The sequence below is a fragment of the Bradyrhizobium sp. USDA 3256 genome (assembly GCF_054058275.1).
Genome location: NZ_JBSSAE010000002.1, coordinates 6,452,198 through 6,478,578 on the forward strand (window position 1 = coordinate 6,452,198; position 26,381 = coordinate 6,478,578).

Annotated in this window: 24 protein-coding genes; 3 read left to right on the forward strand and 21 right to left on the reverse strand. The window is 64.8% G+C overall.

The features are described from left to right. Window positions 1–129: 129 nt before the first annotated feature. Window positions 130–1,803, reverse strand: a complete 1,674-nt coding sequence (locus ACVWY5_RS32480; RefSeq protein WP_028333506.1) for a mucoidy inhibitor MuiA family protein — start codon at window positions 1,801–1,803, stop codon at window positions 130–132. 178 nt (window positions 1,804–1,981) lie between these two features. Beyond that, entirely contained in the window at window positions 1,982–3,415 is a 1,434-nt protein-coding gene (locus ACVWY5_RS32485; RefSeq protein WP_028333507.1) for an MFS transporter, read from the reverse strand. Window positions 3,416–3,497: 82 nt separating this feature from the next. Here ACVWY5_RS32485 and ACVWY5_RS32490 point away from each other — a divergent pair, with 82 nt between their 5' ends. Then, complete coding sequence (locus tag ACVWY5_RS32490) at window positions 3,498–3,956, forward strand: MarR family winged helix-turn-helix transcriptional regulator (protein WP_028333508.1); 459 nt, start codon at window positions 3,498–3,500, stop codon at window positions 3,954–3,956. Window positions 3,957–4,029: 73 nt separating this feature from the next. Here the strand turns inward: ACVWY5_RS32490 and ACVWY5_RS32495 are convergent, their stop codons facing one another. From ACVWY5_RS32495 to ACVWY5_RS32545, 11 genes are all read right to left on the reverse strand, one after another. Beyond that, a complete protein-coding gene (locus tag ACVWY5_RS32495) occupies window positions 4,030–5,202 on the reverse strand; it encodes an acetyl-CoA C-acyltransferase (protein ID WP_028333509.1) in 1,173 nt (390 codons plus the stop codon). Window positions 5,203–5,479: 277 nt separating this feature from the next. Next, window positions 5,480–7,069 carry a phosphoglycerate dehydrogenase gene (gene serA / locus ACVWY5_RS32500; RefSeq protein WP_028333510.1) on the reverse strand — a complete coding sequence of 530 codons (1,590 nt, stop codon included), beginning with the start codon at window positions 7,067–7,069 and terminating at the stop codon, window positions 5,480–5,482. Window positions 7,070–7,279: 210 nt separating this feature from the next. Continuing rightward, window positions 7,280–8,452 carry a phosphoserine transaminase gene (locus ACVWY5_RS32505; RefSeq protein WP_028333511.1) on the reverse strand — a complete coding sequence of 391 codons (1,173 nt, stop codon included), beginning with the start codon at window positions 8,450–8,452 and terminating at the stop codon, window positions 7,280–7,282. Between the two features lie 78 nt (window positions 8,453–8,530). Then, window positions 8,531–8,743, reverse strand: a complete 213-nt coding sequence (locus ACVWY5_RS32510; RefSeq protein WP_028333512.1) for a hypothetical protein — start codon at window positions 8,741–8,743, stop codon at window positions 8,531–8,533. A 168-nt stretch (window positions 8,744–8,911) separates the two neighbouring features. Continuing rightward, entirely contained in the window at window positions 8,912–9,388 is a 477-nt protein-coding gene (locus ACVWY5_RS32515; protein ID WP_028333513.1) for a GNAT family N-acetyltransferase, read from the reverse strand. Between the two features lie 18 nt (window positions 9,389–9,406). Further along, entirely contained in the window at window positions 9,407–9,997 is a 591-nt protein-coding gene (locus ACVWY5_RS32520; RefSeq protein ID WP_028333514.1) for a glutathione S-transferase family protein, read from the reverse strand. An 81-nt stretch (window positions 9,998–10,078) separates the two neighbouring features. Further along, window positions 10,079–10,963: an outer membrane beta-barrel protein gene (locus ACVWY5_RS32525; protein ID WP_028333515.1), complete on the reverse strand. Its 885-nt coding sequence runs from the start codon at window positions 10,961–10,963 to the stop codon at window positions 10,079–10,081. 179 nt (window positions 10,964–11,142) lie between these two features. Beyond that, window positions 11,143–11,988, reverse strand: coding sequence for an outer membrane protein (locus ACVWY5_RS32530; RefSeq protein WP_028333516.1), 846 nt, complete (start codon window positions 11,986–11,988; stop codon window positions 11,143–11,145). A gap of 301 nt (window positions 11,989–12,289) precedes the next feature. After that, entirely contained in the window at window positions 12,290–13,546 is a 1,257-nt protein-coding gene (locus tag ACVWY5_RS32535; protein ID WP_028333517.1) for an MFS transporter, read from the reverse strand. Between the two features lie 208 nt (window positions 13,547–13,754). Beyond that, window positions 13,755–15,101: a phosphoglucosamine mutase gene (gene glmM / locus ACVWY5_RS32540; RefSeq protein WP_016846677.1), complete on the reverse strand. Its 1,347-nt coding sequence runs from the start codon at window positions 15,099–15,101 to the stop codon at window positions 13,755–13,757. A 216-nt stretch (window positions 15,102–15,317) separates the two neighbouring features. Further along, window positions 15,318–15,491, reverse strand: a complete 174-nt coding sequence (locus ACVWY5_RS32545) for a hypothetical protein (protein ID WP_167350366.1) — start codon at window positions 15,489–15,491, stop codon at window positions 15,318–15,320. Window positions 15,492–15,633: 142 nt separating this feature from the next. Between ACVWY5_RS32545 and ACVWY5_RS32550 the strand changes: the two genes are divergently transcribed. Continuing rightward, window positions 15,634–16,770 (forward strand): alpha-hydroxy acid oxidase, encoded by a 1,137-nt coding sequence (locus tag ACVWY5_RS32550; RefSeq protein ID WP_028333518.1) that lies wholly within the window; start codon window positions 15,634–15,636, stop codon window positions 16,768–16,770. Between the two features lie 62 nt (window positions 16,771–16,832). Here ACVWY5_RS32550 and ACVWY5_RS32555 read toward each other — a convergent pair whose 3' ends face one another. From ACVWY5_RS32555 to ACVWY5_RS32585, 7 genes are all read right to left on the reverse strand, one after another. Continuing rightward, on the reverse strand, window positions 16,833–17,774 hold the full coding sequence (locus ACVWY5_RS32555) for an IS110 family RNA-guided transposase (protein ID WP_283089771.1): 942 nt from the start codon (window positions 17,772–17,774) through the stop codon (window positions 16,833–16,835). A gap of 281 nt (window positions 17,775–18,055) precedes the next feature. After that, window positions 18,056–18,664, reverse strand: coding sequence for a single stranded DNA-binding domain-containing protein (locus ACVWY5_RS32560; protein ID WP_028336073.1), 609 nt, complete (start codon window positions 18,662–18,664; stop codon window positions 18,056–18,058). 294 nt (window positions 18,665–18,958) lie between these two features. After that, window positions 18,959–19,537, reverse strand: a complete 579-nt coding sequence (locus ACVWY5_RS32565; RefSeq protein ID WP_194295382.1) for a hypothetical protein — start codon at window positions 19,535–19,537, stop codon at window positions 18,959–18,961. Between the two features lie 117 nt (window positions 19,538–19,654). Continuing rightward, window positions 19,655–20,497 (reverse strand): shikimate dehydrogenase, encoded by an 843-nt coding sequence (locus tag ACVWY5_RS32570; RefSeq protein ID WP_028336071.1) that lies wholly within the window; start codon window positions 20,495–20,497, stop codon window positions 19,655–19,657. A gap of 31 nt (window positions 20,498–20,528) precedes the next feature. Further along, the gene (locus ACVWY5_RS32575) at window positions 20,529–21,170 is read right to left on the reverse strand and encodes a YoaK family protein (protein ID WP_028336070.1); all 642 of its coding nucleotides are present in this window, start codon (window positions 21,168–21,170) and stop codon (window positions 20,529–20,531) included. A gap of 183 nt (window positions 21,171–21,353) precedes the next feature. Continuing rightward, the gene (locus ACVWY5_RS32580) at window positions 21,354–23,402 is read right to left on the reverse strand and encodes an elongation factor G (RefSeq protein ID WP_028336069.1); all 2,049 of its coding nucleotides are present in this window, start codon (window positions 23,400–23,402) and stop codon (window positions 21,354–21,356) included. A 159-nt stretch (window positions 23,403–23,561) separates the two neighbouring features. After that, window positions 23,562–24,476 (reverse strand): LysR substrate-binding domain-containing protein, encoded by a 915-nt coding sequence (locus ACVWY5_RS32585; protein ID WP_028336068.1) that lies wholly within the window; start codon window positions 24,474–24,476, stop codon window positions 23,562–23,564. A gap of 124 nt (window positions 24,477–24,600) precedes the next feature. On the opposite strand from ACVWY5_RS32585, the gene ACVWY5_RS32590 reads away from it, so the two are divergent. Further along, complete coding sequence (locus ACVWY5_RS32590) at window positions 24,601–25,533, forward strand: alpha/beta fold hydrolase (RefSeq protein ID WP_051376251.1); 933 nt, start codon at window positions 24,601–24,603, stop codon at window positions 25,531–25,533. Between the two features lie 56 nt (window positions 25,534–25,589). Here the strand turns inward: ACVWY5_RS32590 and ACVWY5_RS32595 are convergent, their stop codons facing one another. Then, the gene (locus ACVWY5_RS32595; protein ID WP_028336066.1) at window positions 25,590–26,072 is read right to left on the reverse strand and encodes a DUF992 domain-containing protein; all 483 of its coding nucleotides are present in this window, start codon (window positions 26,070–26,072) and stop codon (window positions 25,590–25,592) included. Window positions 26,073–26,381 lie beyond the last annotated feature (309 nt).

Genomic DNA, 26,381 nt, shown 5'->3' on the forward strand with positions numbered 1-26,381 from the left:
TGATGCCCGAGATCGGGAGGGTTGTCATCGGTAGATGACGCAGGTCCTCATAGCGTTTTCAAGCGAAGTGGGTTCCGGTTCGCGTGAAGAAGACGCGTCAAGCAACAACGCTAGAGCCCGGCACGGGCTCTAGCCCGCCGGCACCATCACGACGCCCTTGTCCTTGGGCCAGCGCATCCGCCAGGCGAAATTGATATCACGGACCTCGCCGGCCTTGGCCTCGAACGCCCATTCCAGCACGCCGCGCTTGTCGCGCAGATTGGTCGTTGTCGCCGGCGTCGACGACGGCAGCATCTCGACCACGATATCGTCGTTCTCGCTGACCGGCAGCTGGTCCTGGATCGCGACCTTGATCGGGAAGTCGTGGCCGTTGCGCACCGTGGTCTTGAAGGCGCGCTCGTCGGTTTTCGACGTGGTCACGATCAGGCCGGCGGAGCCCTCGTTGCGCTTCACCACCGTGCGTTCGATCTTGACCTTGTCGTCGGCGCCGAAACCGAGCCGCACGGTCTCGTCCTTGGCGGCGGTGGCCATCCGGCTGCGGCCGACAAAGATGCCGTCGCGGTAGATCGAGACCTGTCCCGGCAGCAACGGCGCATCGTCGGCCTGCACGAAGCTCGCTTCCAGGAAAGCGGTCGGGTCGATCACCGGAACGGCGCGAACCGCGAGATCGGGGGTGATGGTCGCCGTCGAGATACGCAGGCTCTTTGCGCCCTCATTGGCGGCAACGCTGACGCGGCCGGGGATCTTGAAGGTGGCCTGGAAAGCTCCGATCTCGGCGGTGGCTTCCAGTTCGTCCATGCGTCCCCCACCAAAACGGAACTGCTGAACCGCGTCGGCGGCTGGCGCAGGTGCCAGCGCCTCGCGCGCCCGCATGCTGGCCTCTCCCGAAAGCTTCGCCAGCGGCCGCGGCGGTTGCGGATATTGCACGATCAGCGAGCGGAGGTCGGGCGCGTTTCCGCCGCGCGCGACCCGCACGGTGGAGACGACGAGCGCCACGTTCGACCAATCCTCACCGGTCGACTGGGTGATCTCGGCGCGGCGCACCAGCTCGATCGCGGGCTTGCGGTCCCTGGCGCCGGTGTCGAGCCGGGCGTCATAGAGCGGCACCCACCGGGCGTTGGGAACCGCATAGGTGACCCGTAAGGTCGCCTTGGTCACCGCCTGCGAGGCGACGTCGATCCGCACCTCGACCTTGCTCGGCGGCTTGCTCGTGCGATCGGCTGCGAGCTGCGCAAGATCGCGGTCGATCACGCGGATCTTGCGCTCGGCGTCACGGATCGCGCTGTCGGCGGTTGCGACCTCGTCGGCCACCGCCGAGAACGCCGCACGCCACTCGCTGAGCGGACGCGCCTCGCCCTTCTCGCCGAGACCCGCGGGCGACGCTTCGGCAAAGCGCTCGGCAAATTTGCGCCGCGCCTCGGCCGCGCTGATCAGCCCCTGCAAATCGGCGCGCTCATCGTTAAGCGCCTCGATGCGCTTGTCGATCTCGGAAAGATTTGGCGGCAGCAAGGGCTGCGGCAGCTTTGTATCGATCGCGCCGATCGTGAGCTTCGCTCCGCCCTCGCCGTCGACCCGCAGCGAGGACGGATCGAGCCCCATCGGGAAATCCCTGGCTATGAGCGTGCTGTCGCCGGCAGGCAGATCCAGCGTGATGACGCGGGTGACGCTCGCGCCATCGGGGTAGACGGTCACGGCATCGACCTGCGAGACTGCATCGAGATTGGCCGCATGCAGCGGCCCGGCAACCAGCGCACCCGCCAGCACCAGGCTGGTGGTCACAAGATAATTCGCAATCCTACACATGACATCCCTCCGGAAAAACGCCGCATCGCGCGCGAGACGAACGGCGCGCCGGGCTCGAGGGCGCGTCGTTTCTCGTGGTGAGACGCGGCGAGGAAGGAACTGGTTCGATTGAGGTTTCCCTGCGGCGCGACGATGGCGCCGCAGCGGCTGCCGCATGGCGCGGCGATGTCTTCGGGCTCTAGCGATCCGCCTTGCGCCGGATGAACAGATAATTCGGCACGAAGCCGGCCAACGTGATCGCGATCATGATCCACCAGCCGCGCTGAAACGCCGCGATCCGCTCGGTCATCGAGACCGGCGTTGCAAGGATCGCGACAAAGATCGCGACGCCGATCGCCAGTGCCGCCTGCCGGATCATGTTGATGACGCCCGAGCCGGTGGCAAACGACGACGGCGGCAGCGCGCCGGCGCCGACGCCCATCAGGGTCGGAAAGGTCAGCCCGACGCCGATACCGATCAGCATCACGCCCGCGACGACGGCAGGCGCATTGGGTTCGGCCCCGAGCAGCGTCGCCCAGATCGCGAGGCCGGCCGCGAACAGCACGATCCCGGCGGAGACGACGGCCGCGGCGCCAAACCGCGCAATCAGCCGGCCGGCAAACAACAGCGAGGTGATCGGCACCATTAGCGGACCGGGGGCGATTGCAAGGCCGGTCTTCAACGCCGACCAGCCCCATACCGTCTGCTCCCACAACGCGCAGGACAGCAACATGGCGCCGAAGGCCGCCGAATAAGGCGCCATCACCAGCGACGCGCCGGTGAACGGCCTGACCGCGAACAGTGCAGGATCGACGAAGGGATTCCTCGATCTGAGGCAATGCCACGCGAAGGCGGCGAGCGAGACGGTCGCGACGCCAAAGCCGAGCGCGACGCCGCGCGAACTCCATCCCCAATCGTTCGCCTTCACGATCGCAAATGTCAGCGCACCGATACCCGAGGTCACCAGCAGCGCCGCCCATGAACTCGGGCGCGGCACGTCGTGACCGGGCACTTCGGGCAATTTCAGCCAGCCGATGATCAGCGCGACCACGCCGATCGGGACATTGACGATGAAGATCCAGCGCCAGTCGAACGTGACCAGGACGCCTCCCGCGAGCGGGCCCAGTGCGGCGGCAAGGCCGCCGATCGCCGTCCAGGTGCGCACCGCCCCGGCGCGCTGCTCGGGCGGAAATGATGCCAGCAGCAGGCCGATCGAGGTCGGCGTCATCAATGCCGCACCGGCCGCCTGCGCCACGCGGGAGACGACCAGGAACTCGACACTGGACGCCAGCGCACATGCGGCTGACGCGGCCGTGAACAGCGCGACGCCGAGCAGGAAGCTGAGATTGCGGCTGTGGCGTTCGGCGAGCCGGCCGAAGAACACCAGCAAGGCCGCGTAGGCAATGGCATAGGCATTGAGGATCCAGGACAGATCCTCAAGCGAGGCGCCGCGAAATTCCTGCGCGATGTTCGGCAGCCCGACATTGACGATGAACAAATCGAGATTGGCGAGGCAAATTCCGACCGACACGATCGCAAGCACCTGGCGCGGGGTTGCGGTGGCGACGCCGGACCGCGGCCGCGCATCAGGTTCGACGACCAGATCGATGGTCTCCGCCTCTACCTCCGACATCACACCCTCCAAAATATGTGCATATGCATCTATTGCCATTAGGTGCATATGCATGTATCTGTCAAGTCCATCGGAGGCAGCGATGGCGAAAACGGAACCCAGCCGGTGTAATCTCACGGCGTTGCGCAAGGCGACGCGGCGGGTGTCGCAGCTTTACGATCAGGTCCTTGCGACATCCGGCCTGCGCGGCACGCAACGGGCGATTCTGGTCTATGTCAGGCGGTCGGGCGCGCCGACGATGGGCGAGCTTGCCGCAGCCCTGGTGCTCGACCGCACCGCGCTCAACCACAACCTCAAACCGCTCGAGCGCGACGGTCTGTTGACCATCATTGTCGACAAGAACGACCGGCGCAGCCGGCTGGTGCGGCTCACCAAGCGCGGCGAAGCCAGGCTCGAGGAATCACAGGCCGCATGGCTCAAGGCGCAGGAGCGTTTCGAGACCGCCTTTGGCGCAAGGCAGGCCGCCGATCTCAGGCAGACGCTCGAGCTGATTGCCTCGCTCGAGTTTGACGAGCGCGCGCTCGGCTCACCGGCGAGCTAGCCGGCTCCAAAAGAAAAGCGGCCCGGCGTTGCCGCCGGGCCCCTGGTTCGCACACGATCAGTGTCGATCGCGCTTAGCTATAGATCTCGAACAGGCCGGCGCCGCCCTGGCCGCCGCCGATGCACATGGTCACGACGCCCCACTTGGCCTTGCGGCGACGACCTTCCTGCAACAGGTGGCCGGTGAGGCGGGCGCCGGTCATGCCGAAGGGATGGCCAATCGCGATCGAGCCGCCATTGACGTTGTACTTCTCGGGATCGATGCCGAGCTGGTCGCGCGAATAGAGGCACTGGCTGGCGAACGCCTCGTTGAGCTCCCAGAGATCGATGTCGTCGATCTTCAGGCCGTGGCGCTTCAGCAGCTTCGGCACCGCAAAGACCGGACCGATGCCCATCTCGTCGGGCTCGCAGCCGGCCGAAGCCCAGGCCACGAAGCGGCCGAGCGGATTGAGGCCGCGCTTCTCGGCGTCCTTGGCCTCCATCAGCACCACGGCGGCGGCGCCGTCGGAGAGCTGGCTGGCATTGCCGGCGGTGATGAACTTGCCCGGGCCCTTGACCGGCTCGAGCTTGGCGAGGCCCTCAAGCGTGGTCTCGGGGCGGTTGCACTCGTCGCGATCGACCACGTAGTCGACGATCGACTCGGCCTTGGTCGCCTTGTCGACCACCTTCATCTTGGTCTTCATCGGGACGATTTCGTCCTTGAACTTGTTGGCCTGCTGCGCGGCGGCCATGCGGCGCTGCGACTCCAGCGAATACTCGTCCTGGTATTCGCGGCTGAGCTTGTAGCGCTCCGCGACGATGTCGGCGGTATCGATCATCGCCATGAAGATGTCGGGCGCGGTCTTGAGCAGGTCCGGATCGATCGATTCCTTCGGCGAGCCGCCGCCGGGAATCGAGATGCTCTCGACGCCACCGGCGACGATGCAATCGGAGCCGTCGGAACGGATCGAGTTGGCGGCCATCGCGATGGTCTGCAGGCCGGACGAGCAGAAGCGATTGACCGAGACGCCGGCGGTCGATTTCGGCAGGCCGGCGAGCAGCGCCGCCTGGCGGCCGATGTTCGGCGCGCCGTGCGCGCAATTGCCGAGATAGCAGTCCTCGACATATTCCTTGTCGACGCCGGCGCGGTCGACCGCGTGCTTGATGGCGTGCGCGGCGAGCGACATCGGCGGGGTGATGTTGAATCCGCCACGGCCGGACTTTGCCAGGCCGGTGCGCGCGTAGGAAACGATTACGGCTTCACGCATTGTTTTCTCCCTCTGAGATGACGGTCATTGTGGCGCGTCGTGGCCCGTTCGTACACATTTTTCGTCGGGCGCAACAGCAATACCGGACGCCCCGGAACGACAAACGCCGCCTCCGGGACCGGAGACGGCGTCATGTTCCGCAGATCGGAATTTGGATATGCTTGAGCGGTATCTTGTTCGTCACGTTCCGGACGCGTCCCGGGGACGACGAGAACCGCTCAAACAACGTTTAAAACATCGGCGCCCTAAAACGTCGGCGGCTCAGAACGTCAGTGCCTCAGAATGTCAGTGCCTTGGCCTGCTTCACCTGCGGCAGCGTCTGTACCTTGGCGAGCAGCTCCGCCGGCACCGCGCCGTCGACCTCGACCAGCGCAATGGCGTCACCGCCCTGCTTGACGCGGCCGAGATGGAAGGTCGCGATATTGATTTTCGCATCACCCAAGAGGCTCGCGAATGCGCCGATGAAGCCCGGCTTGTCCTCGTTGGTCACGTAGATCATCGACTTGCCGAACTCGGCGTCGACGCGGATGCCCTTGATGTCGACGAGACGCGGCTTGCCGTCAGCGTAGACGGTGCCGGACACCGAACGCTCCTGACGCTCCGTGGTGACGGTGACCGTGATCAGGCTTTCATAGTCGCTCTGCGCGGCGCGGACGACCTCGTCGACCACCATGCCGCGCTCCTTGGCGACGACCGGCGCCGAGACCACGTTGACCTCGCCCAGCATCGGCCGCAGCAGGCCCGACAGCACCGCCGAGGTGATCGCCTTGATCTTCATCTCGGCGACGTGGCCCTCATAGGTGATCTCTGTCTTGAGGATGCCGCTCTCGGTGAGCTGGCCCGCGAACGAGCCGAGCTTCTCGGCAAGCTCGATAAACGGCTTCAGCTTCGGCGCCTCTTCCGCCGTGATCGAGGGGAAGTTGACCGCGTTCGAGATCGCGCCCGACAACAGATAATCCGACATCTGCTCGGCGACCTGCAGCGCGACGTTTTCCTGCGCCTCGGTGGTGGAGGCGCCGAGATGCGGGGTGCAGATCACGTTGGGATGGCCGAACAGCACGTTCGAGGTCGCCGGCTCCTCGACGAACACGTCGAAGGCGGCGCCCGCGACATGCTTCGAATTCAGCGCGTCGACCAGCGCCTGCTCGTCGACCAGGCCGCCACGCGCGCAGTTGATGATGCGAACGCCCTTCTTCATCTTGGCGATCGCGGCCGCGTCGATCACGTTGCGGGTCTTCTCGGTCAGCGGCGTGTGCAGCGTGATGAAATCGGCGCGCTTCAAGAGATCGTCGAGCTCGACCTTCTCGACGCCGATGTCCTTGGCGCGCTCCGGCGACAGGAACGGATCGAACGCGATCACCTTCATGCGCAGGCCGAGCGCGCGGTCGGCGACGATCGTGCCGATATTGCCGCAGCCGATCACGCCGAGGGTCTTGGCGGTGATTTCGACGCCCATGAAGCGGTTCTTCTCCCACTTGCCGGCCTGGGTCGAGGCGTCGGCCTGCGGGATCTCGCGCGCCAGCGCCAGCATCAGCGTGATCGCGTGCTCGGCGGTCGTGATCGAATTGCCGAACGGCGTATTCATCACGATGATGCCCTTGGCGGTCGCGGCCGGAATCTCGACATTGTCGACGCCGATGCCGGCGCGGCCGATCACCTTGAGCCTCGTCGCCTTCTCGATGAGCTTGGCGGTCGCCTTGGTGGCCGAGCGGATCGCGAGGCCGTCGTAATTGCCGATGATCTCGGCGAGCTTTTCCTTGTCCTTGCCGAGGTTGGGCTGGAAGTCGACCTCGACGCCGCGATCCTTGAAGATCTGCACGGCGGCGGGAGACAGCGCGTCGGAAATCAGAACTTTGGGTTTTGTCATCTCGATTGTTCCTTTGCCCTGCGGCGGGCGGGTCTCCTGGACCGATCTGGTGAAGTCTCTGATCACTTCTCCCTCTCCCCGCTCTTGCGGGGAGAGGGTTGGGGTGAGGGGCAGCCACGGGCGAGGAACAAGCCGAAAGGGCCCCTCACCCGGATCGCTGCGCGATCCGACCTCTCCCCGTAAGAACGGGGAGAGGTGACAAGAGAAAACTTATGCCGCCTTGGGCAACGCTGCCTTGATCTCGGCAAACGCCCAGTCGATCCACTGCGTCAGCAGCTCGACGTCCTTTGCCTCGACGGTGGCGCCGCACCAGATCCGCAGGCCGGCCGGCGCGTCGCGGTAATACGCGAAGTCGAAGCCGGCGTTCTCCTTCTCAACCAGCGCGACCAGCTTCTTGCAGAAGTCGGCCTGTGCGTCTGAAGGAAGCGAGGTGATCGCGGGATCGGTGAACTTGAGGCACACCGAGGTGTTGGAGCGGATCGCGGGATCCTTGGCCAGGAAGTCGATCCACGGCGTCTTCGCCTTCCAGTCGGCGAGCGCCTTGGTGTTGGCATCGGCGCGGGCGATCAGCGCCTTCAGGCCGCCGATCGACTTCGCCCAGTTCAACGCATCGAGATAGTCCTCGACGCAGAGCATCGACGGCGTGTTGATGGTCTCGCCTTCGAAGATGCCCTGGTTGAGCTTGCCGCCCTTGGTGAGGCGGAAGATCTTCGGCAGCGGCCAGGCCGGCTTGTAGGTCTCGAGCCGTTCCACCGCACGCGGCGACAGGATCAGCATCCCGTGCGCGGCTTCACCGCCGAGCGCCTTCTGCCAGGAGAAGGTGACGACATCGAGCTTGGCGAAATCGAGCGGCTGCGCGAAGGCGGCCGACGTCGCGTCGCAAATCGTCAGGCCTTCGCGATCCGCGCTGATCCAGTCGGCGTTCGGAACGCGCACACCCGAGGTGGTGCCGTTCCAGGTGAAGACGATATCCGACTTCGGATCGACCTTGGCGAGATCGGGGATTTCACCATAAGCCGCGTTGAGCTTGGTGACGTCCTTCAGCTTCAATTCCTTGACGATATCGCTGACCCAGCCCTCGCCGAAGGATTCCCAGGCGATCGTGGTGACGGGCCGCGCGCCGAGCAGCGACCACAGCGCCATCTCGACCGCGCCGGTATCCGACGCCGGCACGATGCCGATCTTGTAATCGGCGGGCACCTCAAGCACTTCGCGCGTCAGGTCGATCGCAAGCTTGAGCTTGGCCTTGCCGACTTTCGCGCGATGCGAGCGGCCGAGGGCGGCGTCCTTGAGATTGTTGGGGTTCCAGCCGGGGCGCTTGGCACAGGGGCCGGAGGAAAAATGCGGCACTTCAGGCCGCGAAGCGGGCTTCGCTGCAGTCATAATCTACCCTTCCAGATAGCTGCCTCTCGGTGGGGAGAGGTTTCCCGCGGTCGGGGATAGTGGAAAGGTACCCAAACGTCAAGAAAGTTCGGACTCGTCTGGAACAATCCGGGCATCACGGCTGATTGATGGGGCGTCCTCGACCTGCTGGACTGTCTCCTGATCGAGCAAATCTGCTGCCAGAGTCATGATCTTAACCGCCCTGCGCCGGCTCGATACTTTCAGAATGCGCTTCTCGCCGGCCTGCACGATGTATTCGTTGCCGACCCGCACGATCGAATAATCCGACATTCCAATCCCCAGTTGCCCGTCGCCCCGTGGGAGACGTCCGACATACCGGACTCGTTCCGGCCCGTAAAATCACGGAGGTCGGCTTAGTTTATTGCCTGTTAACCGGATCGCAGACTATCCGCTGCCGCAGGTATTGCCCGGTAGATGGCACAACTTCTTGCGCGCGTTTCAAAAGCGAATCGTCATCCCCACATGGCTGCGTGCGAACCCGAGACGTTCATAGAAGCGCTGCGCATCGACCCGCGTCTGATGCGTCAGCAGCTCGACGAGCATGCAGCCTCTCGCGCGCGCTTCCGTGACTGCCCACTGGACGAGCTTCTCGCCGATGCCGCGGCTGCGGCAATGCTTTGCAACGCGAACGTCCTCGAGCAGGCCGCGCGAGCCGCCCTGCGAGCTGATGCCCGGCAGAACCGCAAGCTGCAGACAGCCGACGACGACGCCTTCGCCCTCTCCGTCGACGGCGACGACGAGCTGCAGGTTGGGATCGCACTCGACCCGCGCGAAGGCCTCGTAATAGCTTTGCGGCAGCGGATCCTCGATCCGCTCGCGCGCACTGCCGAGCGGATCGTCCGCAAGCATGCCGACGATGGCGGCGACGTCTTCGCGGCAAGCGCGGCGGATCGTGATGGATGAAGCTTCAGTCATGGCGGCATTCACCTGAGGTCAGCAGACCGGCGGCAGCGCGAGCACGCGCTCTGCGTCGGCGATCCAGCGACGGATCACCGGATAGCGCGCGAGCTCGAGGCCGCCATCCTCCGCGACACGGGTATAGGCGAGCAGCGAGACGTCGGCGAGCGAGAACGCGTCTCCGACCAGGAATTGCGTGCCCGCCAGATGCCGCTCCAGATGATCGAGCGCGACATAGCCGCGCTTGACGAGGTTCGGATCGATCTCCGAGATGGCCTTGCCGAGATACACGGCCTGAAAGCGGCAGACGGCCACATAAGGCTCGTGGCTGTTCTGTTCCCAGAACATCCAGGCATCCATTTGCGCCGCGCGATAGGGATCGCTCGGGATCAGGTCGCTGCCGCGCGCGAGATAGCGGATGATGGCGTTGGATTGCGCCAGCGTACGGCCGTCATCCAGCTCCACCGTCGGCACCTGGCCCCAGCCGTTTCGCTTGAGGAATTCCGCGGTCCGGCTGCCGCCCTTCATGGTGTCGATCTCGACCCATGTGTACGGCAGCGCCAGCCTGTCGCACACCCATTTCACCTTCAGGCAGTTGCCTGAATTGGCGTCGCCGTAGATTTTCATGTGATCGCGCTCCGACCGTGTGGCGACAGAGCAGCAGTCGCTCCCCGATCTGTCAACCGTCGCCGGCTACGGCAGCGGCGATCAGAACTTGTAGCCGGCGCCGACCCGGAAGCTGTTCATATCGACTGTGATATTCTTGACCGCCGCGAAGCGCACATATTCCCACTCGCCGCGGAGAAACAACCCGCCGACCACGCAATATTCAAACCCGAGGCCCGCGGTCCAGCCGACCGCATAGTTGTTCACCCGCTGCTCCGTCTGGGCGGCACTGCCTGAGCCCAGGTAGTCGTTATGCTGAATTGTAACGGTGTTGTTGCCGACCGTCTGGGTCTCGGCCCAGGCATCGTACTTGTCAAACGACACCGTCGCCGAACGCGACACGGACATGCGTCCCACCGCAACACCGCCGAACATGTAAGGCAGGAAGTTGCCCGCCGCCCACCCGGCGCGTCCACGGAAGGTCGTGACGTCCTTGACCTGCAAGGCGGCGCTCCCCGACAACGTCGTGTTGTAGGTGTAGGTGTGCCCGCTCGGAGGAGTCTCGCCCTTGGGATTCACGATCTGCCGCGTCATCGAGTCGCCCGCCGAACTTTCGAGGCCGTTCAGGTAATTGTAGTTGGCCTCGACGCCGAGCACGACGTCGTCCCATTGCCAGTTGCGGCCGACGAACGCGCCGAATCCGTTGCTCTGCGCATGGTTCTTCGGCAGCAGGCCCCAACCCGAAACCGGGTCGGCCAGAACGCTCTCGCGCAGCATGAAGGAGGTCATCGCGCTTGGCGCGTGGCTGAAATCGATGTCGCCGGAGGTATAGCCGATCTGGCCGCCGACATACCATCCTTCCCAGTTTCCGCTCCTGCTCGGTGCATCGACATAGGAGCCGCGCAGGATCGGAAAGTCCGGCAGATCGGCAGCCTGTGCGCCGGTCACCGTTCCAATCATCATCGCCGCCAGCACCAACCTACGCATTGCAACGCTCCATCCACCGCACCGATTTCGCGTTGATCATCGCCTGTTAACCTTAACCAATCGTTGTCGCCGCCCGTTTTCGAGCACGCAAGTTGCAGAAGCTCGCGACACGACGCGCAAAGAAAAACGGCGCGGGCTGGTCCCGCGCCGTTGCAATCGTTAACCGTGAAGGCTGGAAATTAACCCTTGCGGATCAGCGGCGGAGGCGGCGGCGGCACGTCGCAGCACGGCAAGTTGAAGCGCACGCCGAGCTTCACGTCCTGCGAAGTGATGTCGCGGTACTGGAAGCTCGAGGGACCGACCGGCGTGCCGTCGAAGAAGTGACCCTGGCCGTGGCCGGCAGTGCCCATGTCGAGGTAGCGATAGGCCAGTTCAACCGTGAAGTTGTTGGTGACCTTGTAGGCGACACCGGCATGCAGCGCCCAGGCGAAGTTGGTCTTGGTAGCGCCATCGGCGATGAAGGAGCTGGTCAGGCCCGACCCGCTCGGGAACGTCGCGACGTCGGAAAAGGCCGAGGTCTTGATCGTCGCGGCACCGACACCGGCACCGATAAACGGGGTCAAACAGCCCCAGGTGCCGAGATCAGCGTAGACGTTGACGAGGCCGACCCAGCTCTGGATGCCGCCATGATAGGCGTCGCTCAGCGGGCTGGGACCGGGGAACGTGAAGAAATCGGTGCCGTTGAAGCTCACCTTCGAGCGATACTCACCGGTGATGTCGGCGCGGAACCAGTTGTTGAACTGATAGCCGACGCCGATGCCGTAGAGCACGCCGCCGTCGAAGCCGTGGCCATACTGGTTGAAGGCGGTGCCGGCCGGCAGTGTGTCGTAGGCGTTGACGTGCAGCTTGGCCTGGGTGTTGGTCATGCCGATGTCGCCGCGCAGATACCAGCCGCCGAAATCCTGGACCGGCGGAGGAGCATACGCCATCGGAGGTGGCGGCATGATGGGCATGTCGGCGGCGAACGCCGCCGAGGACAACAGAGATGCCGCACCGGCGGCAATCAGGGTCTTTACGCTACGCATTGGCTTCGTCCTTTTGGGCCAAGTGAGGCGACACGAAAGCCCCACGTCTGAAACTCACGGCCCGGACGATGGCAGGAAATGTTTAAGCGGCACTTAACCCTAATTTTTAAGGTTGATTTTCTCTCACCTTTTTCTGCGGCTGTCGCTTATGGGTCCATAAAATGGCGCAGGAGGCGGCGAAACATCGCGATCCCGCCACAAGTGCTAATGAAGCGTTGACGCATGGGTGCCGGCCGCAGGGCACGCGAGCCGCGTGTGTTAGCGAATGCTTAACGCGGGCACCGCGTCTGCGGCCGAGCGTTCAGCGCACGGCCTTCGGCATCTTCGGCAGGAACACCGCGAGCAGGCCGATCGCCGGCAGGAAGGCGCACAGCTGATAGACGAAGGCGATCGAGGTGTGGTCTGCGAGCTTGCCGAGCACGGCGGCGCCGAGACCGCCGATCCCGAACGCGACGCCGAAGAACACGCCGGAGATCATGCCGAAGCGATGCGGCATCAATTCCTGCGCGAACACGATGATCGCCGACGTCGCCGACGAGATGATCAGGCCGATCACCACTGTGAGCACGGCACTGGCGAACAGGCCGGCATAGGGCAGCGCCAGCGTGAACGGCAGCGCGCCGAGGATCGAGAACCAGATCACGTATTTGCGGCCGAAGCGGTCGCCGAGCGGACCGCCGATGAAGGCGCCCGCGGCATTGGCGGCAAGGAAGATGAACAGATAGAGCTGCGCCGCCTGTGTCGAGACGCCGAACCGGTCGATCAGATAGAAGATGTAATAGCTCGACAGGCTCGAGACATAGAGCTGCTTGGAGAACAGCAGCGCGACCAGCACGATGAGCGCGATCTTCACGCGCCGCTGATCCGGATGGTCGGGATGCCGCGCGATGGCGGCCGCCTTCTTGCCCGATATCTGCGGCTTGTACCAGACGCCGATGCGCCAGAGGATCACGATGGCGAGGAACGCGATCGAGGAGAACCAGGCGATCGAGGGCTGGCCGAACGGCACCACGATCAGTGCTGCGAGCACCGGTCCCATCGAGGTGCCGAAACTGCCGCCGAGCTGGAACACCGATTGCGCGAAACCGTAACGTCCGCCTGACGCCAGCCGCGCGATGCGCGACGATTCCGGGTGGAACACCGCGGAGCCAAGGCCGACCAGCGAAGCCGCGATCAGGATGACGCCATAGGTGTGCGCAACGCTGAGCAGCAACAGCCCGAAGAAGGTGAAGCCCATGCCGATCGCAAGCGAGAACGGCTGCGCCTTCTTGTCGGTGAAATGCCCGACCAGCGGCTGCAGCAGCGACGCCGTGAACTGGAACGCCAGCGTGATCATGCCGATCTGCGCGAAGTCGAGCGCGTAATTGTCCTTCAGGATCGGATAGACCGAAGCGATCAGCGACTGCATCGTGTCGTTGAGGAAGTGCGAGAAGCTGATGCCGGCAAGCACGACATAGGCCGGCCCCGCCACGGCCGCTTTCGCAGCCTGCGCAGCCGTCAACTCCGGCACCAGCACCGGCTCGCCCAGTGCCTCTTCGCTTACGACGGGCTTGTTCAATGCAGCATTCCCGGACGGATTCGCAGAAAAATACCTCCGTGTCGTACGACGCGGAGGTGAGGCGGACCAGTTGCGCTAGCCGATGGCTGCGATGCGCTGTGGGTCAGCGATGCTGAATCAAGATCCATCTCCGTCATCCCCGCGCAAAGGCTCCGCCTCTGCGCGGGGATGACGGAATCGGCAGCTACGCCCTGGAGAATCAGCAGTCCTACGCCGCGGCGGCGTGGCCGAGTGCGCTGACGATGTTGTCGACGACCTCTTCCACCAGGATGCGATCGTCGCCCTCGCCCATGACGCGGATCACCGGCTCGGTGCCGGAGGGGCGGATCAACAGACGACCATGGCCGTTGAGGCGCTTCTCACCGTCGGTGATCGCGGACTTGACCTCGGCGTCGTCGAGCGGCTTGCCGCTGCGATAGCGCACGTTCTTCAGGATCTGCGGCAATGGGTCGAAACGCCGGCAGATCTCCGACACCGGGCGGCGCAGCTTCTGCACCACCGCCAGCACCTGCAGCGCCGCGACGAAACCGTCGCCGGTGGTCGAATAGTCCGACATGATGATGTGGCCCGACGGCTCGCCGCCGAGATTGTAGCCGCCGCTCAGCATCTGCTCGAGCACATAGCGGTCGCCGACCGGCGTGCGGACCATCTGCAGCCCGAGACCCTGCAGGAAGCGCTCCAGCCCGAGATTGGACATCACGGTCGTGACGATGCCGGGCTTGGCGAGGCGCCCCTCCTCCTTCCAGCTCTGCGCGATCACCGCGAGCAGCTGGTCGCCGTCGACGATGTGGCCGCGCTCGTCGACCAGGATGACGCGATCGGCATCGCCGTCGAGCGCGATGCCGATGTCGGCGCGCATCTCGCGCACCTTCCGCGACAGCGCTTCCGGCGAGGTGGAGCCGCATTCCTTGTTGATGTTGAAACCGTCGGGTTCGACCCCGATCGGCACCACGTCGGCGCCGAGCTCCCACAGCGCTTCCGGCACCACCTTGTAGGCGGCGCCATTGGCGCAATCGACCACGACGCGCAGGCCGTCGAGCGAGAGATCGCGCGGCAGCGTGCGCTTGGCGAATTCGATGTAGCGGTCATGGACGCCGTCGATGCGGCGGGCGCGGCCGAGGCTCGCGCTCTGCGCCAGGCGGCGGTCGAGCGATTCGTCGAGCAGCTGCTCGATCTGCTTCTCGACATCGTCGGACAGCTTGAAGCCCTGTGGGCCGAACAGCTTGATGCCGTTGTCTTCGAAAAGATTATGCGATGCCGAGATCATGACGCCGAGATCGGCGCGCATCGACTTGGTGAGCATCGCGATCGCCGGGGTCGGCATCGGGCCGACCAGCAGCACGTCCATCCCGACCGACGTGAAACCCGCGACCATGGCGTATTCGATCATGTAGCCGGACAGCCGCGTGTCCTTGCCGATCACGACGCGATGGCGATGGTCGCCACGCTGAAACACCAATCCCGCGGCCTGTCCCACCTTGAGCGCGAGCTCCGGCGTGATCAGCCCATTGGCGCGGCCCCGAATTCCATCGGTCCCGAAATATTTGCGGCTCATGTAACCCCCAACACGGACCTCTCGAACCACCCGGCGAGAGAGTCCTGAACGCCTACCAGTCTAGCGTGCATCGGCCTTATAGACTGCCAGGCGCTAAAAGGACTTCAAAAAATATGATGAATCATTACCGGGGCTAAACCCCGTGCTTCGACATTAAGGCACTGAAAGATATAACATTATTACTCTTTCGGCAACCTGGGTAACGAACGTCGTCCCCTACCCTTTGCCGTTGCGCTTGACGTGCTGGTCGCCCTTGCTGGGGGCCGGCTGGGTGACATTGACCGGGTCGGAACCCGGAAACGTCTCCTCCAGCCCCTCCTCCAGGGCCTCGTCGAGCCGACGCTTTTCGGCGCTCTCGTCTGCTTTCGGCTTGGAGCCTGATTGGGTCATCGCGCTCTCCCATCCGTCTTCGATTTGGCAGCTCCCCCATCCATGCTAGATGACGGCAAGATCGAACACCCGCAAGACTTGCTGCCTAAAACAAGGCTCGCGACATCGAACTTGCGACACAGAAGAAGGGCCGGGACCGTCCATGAAGCACATTACCTGCATCGAAGACCTGCGCCAGCTGCACAAGCGCCGGGTGCCGAAGGCGTTTTTCGATTATGCGGACCGCGGCTCCTACACCGAGGACACGCTGCGCGCGAATTCGGAAGATCTGCAGCAGATCAAGTTCCGCCAACGCATCCTGGTCGATGTGTCCAAGCGCACCCTAGCAACCACGATCCTCGGCGAGCCGGCGGCCATGCCGCTGATCCTGGCGCCGGTCGGCCTGCTCGGCATGCAGCACGGCGACGGCGAGATCTATGCCTGCCGCGCCGCGCAGGCGGCCGGCATTCCCTTCACCCAGAGCACGATGTCGATCTGCTCGATCGAGGACATCGCGGCCGCCGTCGACAAGCCGTTCTGGTTCCAGCTCTACGTCATGAAGGACCGCGGCTTCATCAAGTCGCTGATCGAGCGCGCGATCGCCGCGAAATGCTCGGCGCTGGTGTTGACCGTCGACCTGCAGGTGATCGGCCAGCGCCACCAGGACATCAAGAACGGCATGACGGTGCCGCCGGAATGGTCGCTGTCGAAGCTGATCGACTTCGCGACCAAGCCCGCCTGGGTGTCAGGCGTGCTGCAAGGCAAGCGCCGCACCTTCGGCAACATTGCCGGCCACGTCAAAGGCACCGAGGATCTGACGAAGCTGTCGGAATGGACCGCCTCGCAGTTCGACACCTCGCTGAACTGGAAGGACATCGACTGGATCCGCAGTATCTGGCCGGGCAAGCTGATCCTTAAAGGGATTCTCGATGTCGAGGACGCCGAGCTCGCCGCCAAGACCGGCGCGCAGGCGATCGTGGTTTCCAACCATGGCGGCCGCCAGCTCGACGGCGCGCCGTCCTCGATCGAGGTGCTGCCGGAGATCGTCGACGAGGTCGGGTCGAAGGTCGAGATCATGTTCGACGGCGGCATCCGCACCGGCATGGACGTGATGCGGGCGCTGGCGCTCGGCGCGAAGTCCTGCATGATCGGCCGCGCCTATGCCTACGGCCTCGGCGCCGGCGGCCAGGAAGGCGTCGCCAAGGCGATCGATATCCTGGGCAAAGAGCTCACCACCACGATGGGGCTGTGCGGCGTCAACACCATCGCCGAGATCGACGATCACGTGCTGGCGGTTTAGCGCGGAGCGGCAGCCTCTCTCAACACGTCGTCCCGGGCAAGCGAAGCGCGACCCGGCAACTGTTATGTCGGCTTGGTCTGCAGGTAGGGCTTTCTGTCGCGCATCATGGCGTTGAGGACCGTTAGGAGCTTCCTGGCGACGGCAATGAGAGCGAGCTTGGCTGGTTTGCCGACCTGTCGCAGCCGCGCGTAGAAGGCCTTGAATGGATCGGCCCGACGAACCGCGTTCAGAGCCGCCATATAGAGGGCGTCACGAACGCGCTTTCGGCCGCCGGCGATCTTGCGTTTTCCACGGAAGGCGCCGCTGTCGACGTTGAAGGGGGCAAGGCCCGCGAGCGCGGCGATCTGCTTCGCTCCAACATGTCCAAGTTCCGGCATCTTCGCGATCAGCTGCATGCAAGCCACGGGACCCACGCCCGGCAGTGAGCGCATCAACCGCGCATCGTCCGCGATCTCCGGCTCGGCCTTGGTCAATGCGTTGATATCGGCCTCGATCTCGGCGATCTCGCCATCGAGAACCTCAATGAGCCGACTGATCCGTTCGGCCATGGCGCGGTCGTCGGCCTCGCTGCGCCGGTTCTTCTCCTGCGCGCGCATGAGAACCAGTTGGTCCCGCCGTTTTGCAAGCCCTGCCAAAGCGTTGCGGGCGGGATTGGCGGCCCGCTCGGCTGCCGGCTGCATGACCCGGCCAAAGGCCGCCAGCATCCGTGCATCGATCGGATCGGTTTTGGCAAGTTGGCCGCTGGCCCGCGCAAAATCGCGAGCTCGAGCCGGATTGATCCGAGCGAAGCGGACACCGGCCTGGCTTAGGGCCTCGCGAAGCGCGAGGTCATAGGCGCCCGTGGCCTCGAAGACGACCAGCGCATCGCATCGCCAACGCGCCACCTGCTGTGTGATGGCCTGTGCCGCGTTGGCGATGCGCCTGGACACGCCGTCAGCTTCATCAAAGATATCGAGATGCTTCTTGGAGACGTCGATTCCGACATAACGAGGGGGTATGATCACGGTGCCTGTCCCTGTGATGCGAGGTCTGTTGGCGCAGCCTCGTGCAACTGTTCAGGTTGGTAATGGAACGGGCGGGAGGCCGAGCCGGCTCACGGCGTCAAGCGCCAAGGACCCAACGGCTTCCCGCCCAACCCATCCTGACAGACTTCCAAGACACAGGGACCCATAACCACCGATGGCCGTCGTTTCGCAGCGCTGCGGGCGACAGCGCGCTTCAACAACTCAACCCTGTGGTTATGGGTCCCTGCTTTCGCAGGGACGACAGCGGAGCCTGTTCAGCATCACATCGGCGGCGCGATCCCGTCGCGGCCGACGTTGACGCGGTTGGCTTCCAGCGTGCCGTCGTCCTTCTTCACCGCACCGAAGATGATGATCTTGGCGCCCGGCTTCAGCTCCGACTTGTCGCCGGCGACGAAGGTGACGACCGGGGTGCCCGGCGGCACCACGACTTTCTTCTCGCCGTCCTTGTACTTCACCGTGATGTTCTGGCCGTCGGTGCCCTTCACGGTCTCGGCGACGGTGGCGTTGGTCATGGTCGAATTGGCGCGCAGGTCCCACGGGCGGAAGCCTTCGGCGGCGCCGCGCTGGTTCTCCGGGAAGATGTGAACCGCGATCGCCTTCTGCGTTCCGTCGGGCTCGGGCATCGCGGTGACGCCGATATAGGAACCGGGCTTGATCTCCGACAGATCGGTCTTGGCGACGCCGAACACCGCGACGCTGTCGGTGGTCCGCACCTTCATGTCGGCGCCGTCGCGCGACTTGATCGACAGCATCGCGCCGTCGACGGCCTCGATGGTGCCGCGGATGCGCACCGTCGGCAGCTGCTGCGCGGATGCAGCCGAGGCAAAGGCAACAAGAAGCAATGCGGCGAACAGCGGCGATTTCGGCATGGTGTCCCTCATGGGTTGGGCTGGCGGATGAAGGAACACCGGGGAATTGGTGGTATTCCGTGCAAGCCACAACTTCCTCGCGGAAGCGACGGCTCGCACGACAGCGACGCGCCGGACGAGGGGACTGTTACTGCGATAACGGACAGGTGATGCGCTCGCATGTTCTGATGTAGCCCGTTCACATCGTCATTCCGGGATGGTCCGAAGAACCAGACCCGGAATCTCGAGATCCCACAATTCGCAATTGCGAATTGAGGTTCGACGCTTCGCATCGCCCCGGGATGACATTGTGCGTCACATCGGCGGCGTAAGGCCGTCGCGGCCGACGCTGACGCGATCGGTTTCAAGCGAGCCGTCCGGCAGTTTCTTCATGAAAGCGATGACCTTGGCGCCGGCCTTCAGGTCGGCCTTGTCGCCGGGAACATAGGTCACGACCGGCGTATCGGGTGCGACCTCCACCTTCTTCTCGCCGTCCTTGTATTTGACCAGCAATGTGTGGCCGTCATTGCTGACGACGGATTGCGCAACGGTCGCATTGGTCATGCTGCTGTTCGGTTTCAGATCGTAGGGCCGCGACCCTTCGCCGGTGCCGCGCATGTTCTCCGGAAAGACATGCACCTCGACCGCCTTCGGCGTGCCGTCGGGGCCGGGCACGGTGGTCGTGCCGATGAAGGAACCGACCTTGATGTCGGACAGCGCGATCTTGGTGAGACCGAGCACCACCATATTGCCTGCCATGTGCAGCTTGACGTCCTCGCCGCTGCGCGACTTCACCGCCAGCGTATCGCCGTCGACGCTCTCGACGGTTCCACGCACCCGCGTCGGCGTCGGCGGTTGCTGCGCGAGCGCGTAGAGCGTGGACACCGTCACCATCGCGAGCGCAATGAACGGCCGAATGAGATGGGAGCGGCTGGCAGGCATAATTGATCTCCGGGAGGGAACGCGGGCGGACTAACACCAGACCCCGTTCCGGAGATGCTATTCCAGGCCTCAAGTCTTTGTGAGATCGGCCTCAACAAGCGCACGCAGTTCCGGCGTGACCTGCGGACGCTGTCCGAACCACAATTCGAAACCGCGCACCGCCTGATGCAGCAGCATGCCTAGTCCATCGGCGGTCTTCAGACCACGCGCCTCTGCCGCCGCAAGCAGCGGCGTCACCAGCGGCACATAGACGAGATCGGAAACGACCGCGTGTTGCGGCAGCAGGCCGACATCGATCTCGAGCACGGGCTGACCATGCATGCCGAGCGAGGTGGTATTCACCAGCAGGCCGGCGCGCGGCAGCAGCTCGCCGACCTTGTCCCAGGTCGCGGGATGAACCCGCGCGCCGAATTGCCCGGCCAGCGCACGGGCGCGATCGATGCTGCGGTTGACCAGATGCACGCGCGCGATGCCGCGCTCGATCAGGCCGAACACCACCGCACGGGCCGCGCCGCCGGCGCCGAGCACCAGCGCGTCCTCCGTCTTGTCCCAGCCGGGCGCGCAGGCGTCGAGATTGTTGATGAAGCCTTCGACATCGGTGTTGGTCGAGCGCAACTCGCCATCGGCGAACCACAGCGTGTTGGCGGCGCCGACGGCACGGGCGCGCTCGTCCGGTGCCGACAGCGCCAGCGCGCGCTCCTTGTGCGGAATGGTGACATTGGCGCCGACGAAGCCGCGCAGCGACAGGCGAAACAGGAAATCCTTGAAATCCTCCGGCGGCACCGCCTCGATCACATAGCCGCCCTCGATGCCGAGCGTGCGCAGCCAGTAATGATGGATCAACGGCGAGCGGGAATGCGCGGCGGGCCAGCCGATCAGGCACGCGGCGCGGGTTTTGCTTGAGGACGTCATGATGGTGACATCGGCTAAGGCAGGCGCGCTGTCAATCCGTCCGCTTCGCGGTTGCGGCAACCAGCGCGCTGAGGGCGAACGCGGCGGCGGCGGCGAACCAGATCGCGGCGAGGTTGATCCAGCCATAGGCCAGCGCGCCGGCGAGCGCGCCCGCGACCAGCGCCGCCCACAGCAGCAGGTTCGGCAGCCAGGCCCAGCCCGCGCCGCCGGTGAGCGCGGCGGCGATCAGCTGACCGGCCTTCACCAGCGCCCCGGTGACATAGGTGAGGCCGAGCCCGGCCCCGCCTTCGAGCTGGAATACAGCGTTCTCGAGCCCCATCGCCAGCACGATGGCGGCGACCGCGGCGTTCGGCAGGCCATAGGCATAGGCCACCGCCGCCGCCGTGAGCAGCCACGCCTCGACCAGCAGGAGCAGGGGCTGGCGATGCGCCAGCGCGCTGAGCACGATCAGGCTACCGGCTGCGGCACCGGCGACGAACAGCACGATCAGCTCCAGCGCTTCCAGGGCGTGCTGCCAATGCCCCTCGGCCAGTGTCACGCCAAGCCGCGTCGAGTTGCCGCTCATGAAGGACACGAACAGCCCGCCGAGATGCAGATAGCCGATGCCGTCGACATAGCCGGCCATTGCGCTGAGCGCGCAGGCCAGCGCCAGGTTACGGCGGGATTCAAGCATGACGGTGGGAATCGCTCCCGGTGTTCAGAACGGCAATGTTCATGAAAGCAGTCGGTTTGGGAAGGAAGGGAGCGAAGCAAAGCGGCCTCGTCCGTCATTCCGGGATGGTCCGAAGGACCAGACCCGGAATCTCGAGATTCCGGGTTCGATGCTAACGCATCGCCCCGGAATGACGGAGTGCCATCAGGCCGCGTCGCGATGCGCGGCGATGATCTGGTCGGCGGCGCGGCCCGTCACTTCGGCCATGCGGTCGAACTGGCGGGTGAAGGTGCCGGCGCCGGCGGTGGCGGAGCGCAGCTCGACGATCAGGTCGCCGATCTCGGATTCCGGCATCGTGGCGCGGACGCAATCCCAGCCGATCCAGCCCTCGCGGGTGTCGAAGCCGAGGATCTGGCCGCGGCGCGCCGACAGGATCGCGTTGATCTTGGCGGTGGCATCGGTCGGACAGACGATCTCGACCATATGGATCGGCTCCAGCAGCACCGGCTGGCACTGCGGCAACCCCTCGCTGACCCCGATCCGCGCCGCGGTGCGGAACGCGAGATCGGACGAGTCGACGCTGTGATAGGAGCCGTCGGTCAGCGTGACGTCGACGTCGATCACGGGAAAGCCGAGCGGGCCGCGCGCCAATGCGTCGACGACGCCCTCTTCCACCGCGCCGATATAGTTGCGCGGCACCGCGCCGCCGACCACTTTCTCGTGGAATTCAAAGCCTGACCCGCGCGGCTTCGGCTTGATGTCGAGCACGACGTCGCCGAACTGGCCGTGGCCGCCGGACTGCTTCTTGTGCCGGCCGCGCTGGGTGATCGGTTTGCGGATGGTCTCCTGGTAGCCGATTGCCGGCGGATGCGATTTGACGTTGACGCCGTAGCGGTCCTTCAGCCGCTCCTGCGCCACGCGCAGATGCATCTCGCCCTGCCCCCACAGCACGGTGTCGTGGGTGCGCGGGTTCTGGATCATCGTCAGCGAGGGATCTTCCTCGTTCAGCCGCAGCAGCGCCTGGCCGAGCTTGACATCGTCCTTGCGGTCGGTCGCGGCAATCGAGATCGACAGCACGGCCGCGGCCGGCTCGACCTTGACCAGCGAGGCCGGCGCCGTCTTGCCGCTCGAGACCGTATCCCCGGTCTTGATCGCATCGAGCTTGCCGAGCGCGACAGTGTCGCCGGCCTCGGCCTGCGGCCGCTTGCTGTCATGCCCGCCCGAGACCGCGAGGATGCCTGAGACGCGTCCGCTCTCGCCGCTCGAAGATTGCAGCGTCGCGCCGTCGTCGAGCCGGCCCGCAAGCACGCGCGCCAGCGACAGCTTGCCGCCATGCTGCAAGTGCACGGTCTTGAACACGTAGGCCAGCGCATCCTTCTGATCCTTGATGCCGAGCCGATTGGCGGTCTCGGCAACGCCGGGCGCCTCATGGCGCAGCGCCTTCATCAGGCGCAGCACGCCGTTCTCGCGGCTCGCGGCGCCGAGCAGCACCGGACAAATCTGCCCTTCGCGCAGTTCGCGGGCGAGATCGTCGAACACGGCATCGCGCGGCGGCTGGATATCCTCCAGCAATTGCTCCATCAGCGCGTCGTCATGGTCGGCAAGCTTCTCCAGCATCGAGAAGCGCGCTTCCTTCTCGCGATCGAGATTGCCGCCCTCGAGCGCCATCACTTCCGACGGCTTGTGCTCGCGATAGACGAAGGCGCGCTCCAGCGCGAGATCGACAAAGCCTTCGATCAGATCGCCGTTCCAGATCGGGATCTGGCGCAGCACCAGCGGCACGCGCGATGCCGGCTGCAGCGTCGCAAGCGTCTCGCGGACGCGCTTGTTGGCGCGGTCGATCTTGTTCAGGAACAGGAAACGGGGAATTCCGAGCTCCTCGAGCTCGCGCAGGATGATCTGCAGCTGCGGCAGCTTCTTCTCATCGGCTTCGCAGACCACGACCGCGGCATCGACCGCCGGCAACGCTGCACGCATATCGTGCGCGAATTCGATCGAGCCGGGACAATCGATAAAGGTGTAGCTGTCCCCCATAAAGGTGGTGGTGGCGGCGGTCAGGCCTACGCCCATCTTGTGCTGACGCGCCTCGGGGCTGGCATCGCCGACGGAGGTTCCGGCATCGACGCTGCCGGCAGTCTTGATGGCGCCAGTGCGCGCCAGGATCGCTTCCAGAAGTGTGGTTTTACCGCTTTGGAAAGGGCCCACCAATGCGATGCATCGTGGACCTCGGGGACTTCTGACGTCTTGTCCCATTGCCGCCTCCTCGTTTTGGAGCTCGGCCCATGATTGGGTCGGCGACCGTTTATGCTCTGCCTGCGTTTGGCGTTTGGCAAGCAGGAAAACGTCGCTGCGGTGCGGCGTCGCGGAAGTTTGCAATTCCGAGCCTTCGTCCGGACAATTGCGTCCGCTGCGTCAGTTCCTTCGTGCAAGTCCCGGAGCAATCTCGCGCCAACGTATCGCAAGGTCGAGCAGACGCTGCACGGCGGGCGAGACATCTTCATCGCGCCACGCAATCGTGAGCGGAGCCGACACCGCCGGCGCGGCGAGCGCGATGTAAGCCACGCCGCGACCGGTCTGCGCGCGTGCCGCGGCCTCCGGAACGAGCGACACACCGACGCCGGCGGCGATCAGGCCGATCGCCGTTTGCAGATGCAGCACCTCCTGCGCGAGCCGCGGCGTGAAACCGGCGGCCTGGCACGCGGCGACGATCAGGCCGGTGACCGAAGGCTCCGGCCGCGCCGGATAGAGCACGAAGGCATCATCGGACAATTCGGCAAGCGCAATGTCGTCCCTCTCGGCAAGCGGATGTGCGCGCGGCAACGCCGCGACATAGGGCTCCTCCAGGATCAGGCGCTGGGCAAGACCCGCCTCCGGCAATAGCGCCGGGCGTGCGAAGCCGACATCGATCCGGCGTCGCCGCAGCGCTTCGGCAATCTCGGCCGCCAGCATCTCGTCAAGCACGAGCTCGACGTCGGGACAGGCGTCGCGATAGCTGCCTATGATATCGGGCAGACCGGCGAACATCGCGGAGCCGACGAATCCGATCGCTAGCTTGCCGGCCTGTCCGCGCCCGACGCGCCGCGTGTCCGCAACCGCGGCCTCGAAGTTTGCGAGCAGGGAGCGGGCGCGCGCAAGCAGCAGCTCGCCCGCCTCGGTGAGCCTGACAGGACGGCTATTCCGCTGCAGCAACGTCACGCCGAGTTCGTCCTCGAGCTGACGGATCTGCTGGCTCAGCGGCGGTTGCGCGATGTGCAGCCGCTCGGCCGCGCGGGTGAAATTCAATTCCTCGCCGAGCGCCACGAAATATCTGAGATGTCGCAATTCCATGCCGTCGGTATAGCACGGCGGCGGGTACCGTCAGTCATACGCAATAGCTCTGCAACCGTATCGAACAAGTATTGGACCGGACGCGCGAACGCGGACAGCCTGCGGCAAAGCACAGGGAGTCCCCATGACGGCGCTGGAAAAAGCCTTCGCGGAAGCAGCCGCGGCAGGCATCACACAACAGAAGATCGATATCGGCGGCCTGCGCGTCAACGTCGCGCGCTTCGGCAAAGGGCCGCCGCTGCTCCTGCTTCACGGCTGGCCGGAGTTCTGGCTGGTGTGGCGCCCGCTGATGCTGCGCCTCGGCGACAGTTTTGAACTGATCGCGCCCGACTTGCGCGGCTGCGGCGGCACCGGCAAGCCGACACCGGGGCCCGATGCGTCGGCCACCGCGGAGCGTCACGCGCTGGATATGTCTGCCGTCATGGACGCGCTCGGTCATGACCGCTTCGGCGTGATCGGCGGCGATCTTGGCGCCTATGTCATGCAGGCGATGTCGCATCGTCAGCCGCAGCGGCTGACCGGCACGCTCTATCTCTGCACGCCCTATCCGGGCCTCGGGCATCGCTACGGCCAGCCCGGTCACCTGATCGAGGTCTGGTATCAATACTTCCAGCAGCTGCCATGGGCCGCGCAATTGGTCGGAAGCTCGCGCGAGTCATGCCGGCTCTACTTCCGGCATTTCCTCGACCACTGGTCGGGCGACGATCCCGCGGTGTTCGGCGAGCTGCTGGAAGCCTATGTCGACAACTTCATGAAGCCGGGCAACATCCAGGGCGGGTTCGACTGGTATCTCTCGTCCGCGCCTAATCGCCGGCTCTGGCTGGAAGGCAAGCTGCCGGCGCAGCCGCGCATCGACGTGCCCTCGCGCTTTCTCTGGGGCCGCCGCGATCCGTTGATCGCGCCCGAATGGTCGGACAGGTTGAAAGACTATTGGAGCGAACCTTCGATCAGGTTCGTCGAAACCGGGCACTATGTTCACGCCGAGGCGCCCGGGATCGTTGCCGAAGAAGCAAGCGGCTTCTTCGGCAAGCTGATCAACCGCGCGGACGCGCGTTAGAGCATGATCCGGAAAAGTGCGAAGCGGTTTTCCGATAACATCATGCTTAGACGGCTTTAGCGGCCCGGACGCAGCTCCAGGCTTTCGAGGCCGGCGGCGATGTTGATGCCGACCTGGCCCTGCACGCTGAGCGGCTGCAGGGCGATCGTGTTGTCGGAGCCGCCGACCAGCACGTTGCCGCCGACGCCGACACCGAGCGTCGCGCTGCCCTGCGCGCCGGCATAATTGCCGGAGAGCGCACCCGGCCCGAGCCGCTCCACCGGTGCGTAGACGCCCCAGGCCAGCGCCGATTCCTGGGTGATGCCGAGATCGATGCCGACCTTCTGGATGGTCGCGATGTAGCGATCCTCAGGCAGACCATTGGCGCGCAGCACGCAACCGAGATGGGTCACGGAACCGACGATGAAGCCGACGCTCGCGCCACCGCGGCATTCAAGGACGCCGACCTGCACGCGCTGGATCGGCTGTTGGGCGCTGGCGCCAACGATCGCGGTCAGCGTGGCAATGGCAGCACCGGCGAGGAGAGTGAAGCGACGCATGGTGGTGAGTCTCCGGCTGTGAGGCATGACGCGAGCAGAGAACAGAACGGCGCCGTGTCTGCGGCGCCGTTCGCATCCTATGCCACAACATCGAACGTCCAGCCAGAATTTGCGGTGCCCGGCCACCGATTGTCAGGAGATGTTGCGGCGCTGCTATGTTCCTCCCGGGCCTGACGACTGATCGAGCAACGGACAGCAAACAACAGACAACAAAAAAGAGGCCCGCTTTCGCGGGCCTCTTTGATCGAGCACCGACCAGCTTAGAGCGTTTTCGAGCGAAGTGGATACCGGTTCGCGTGAAGAAAACGC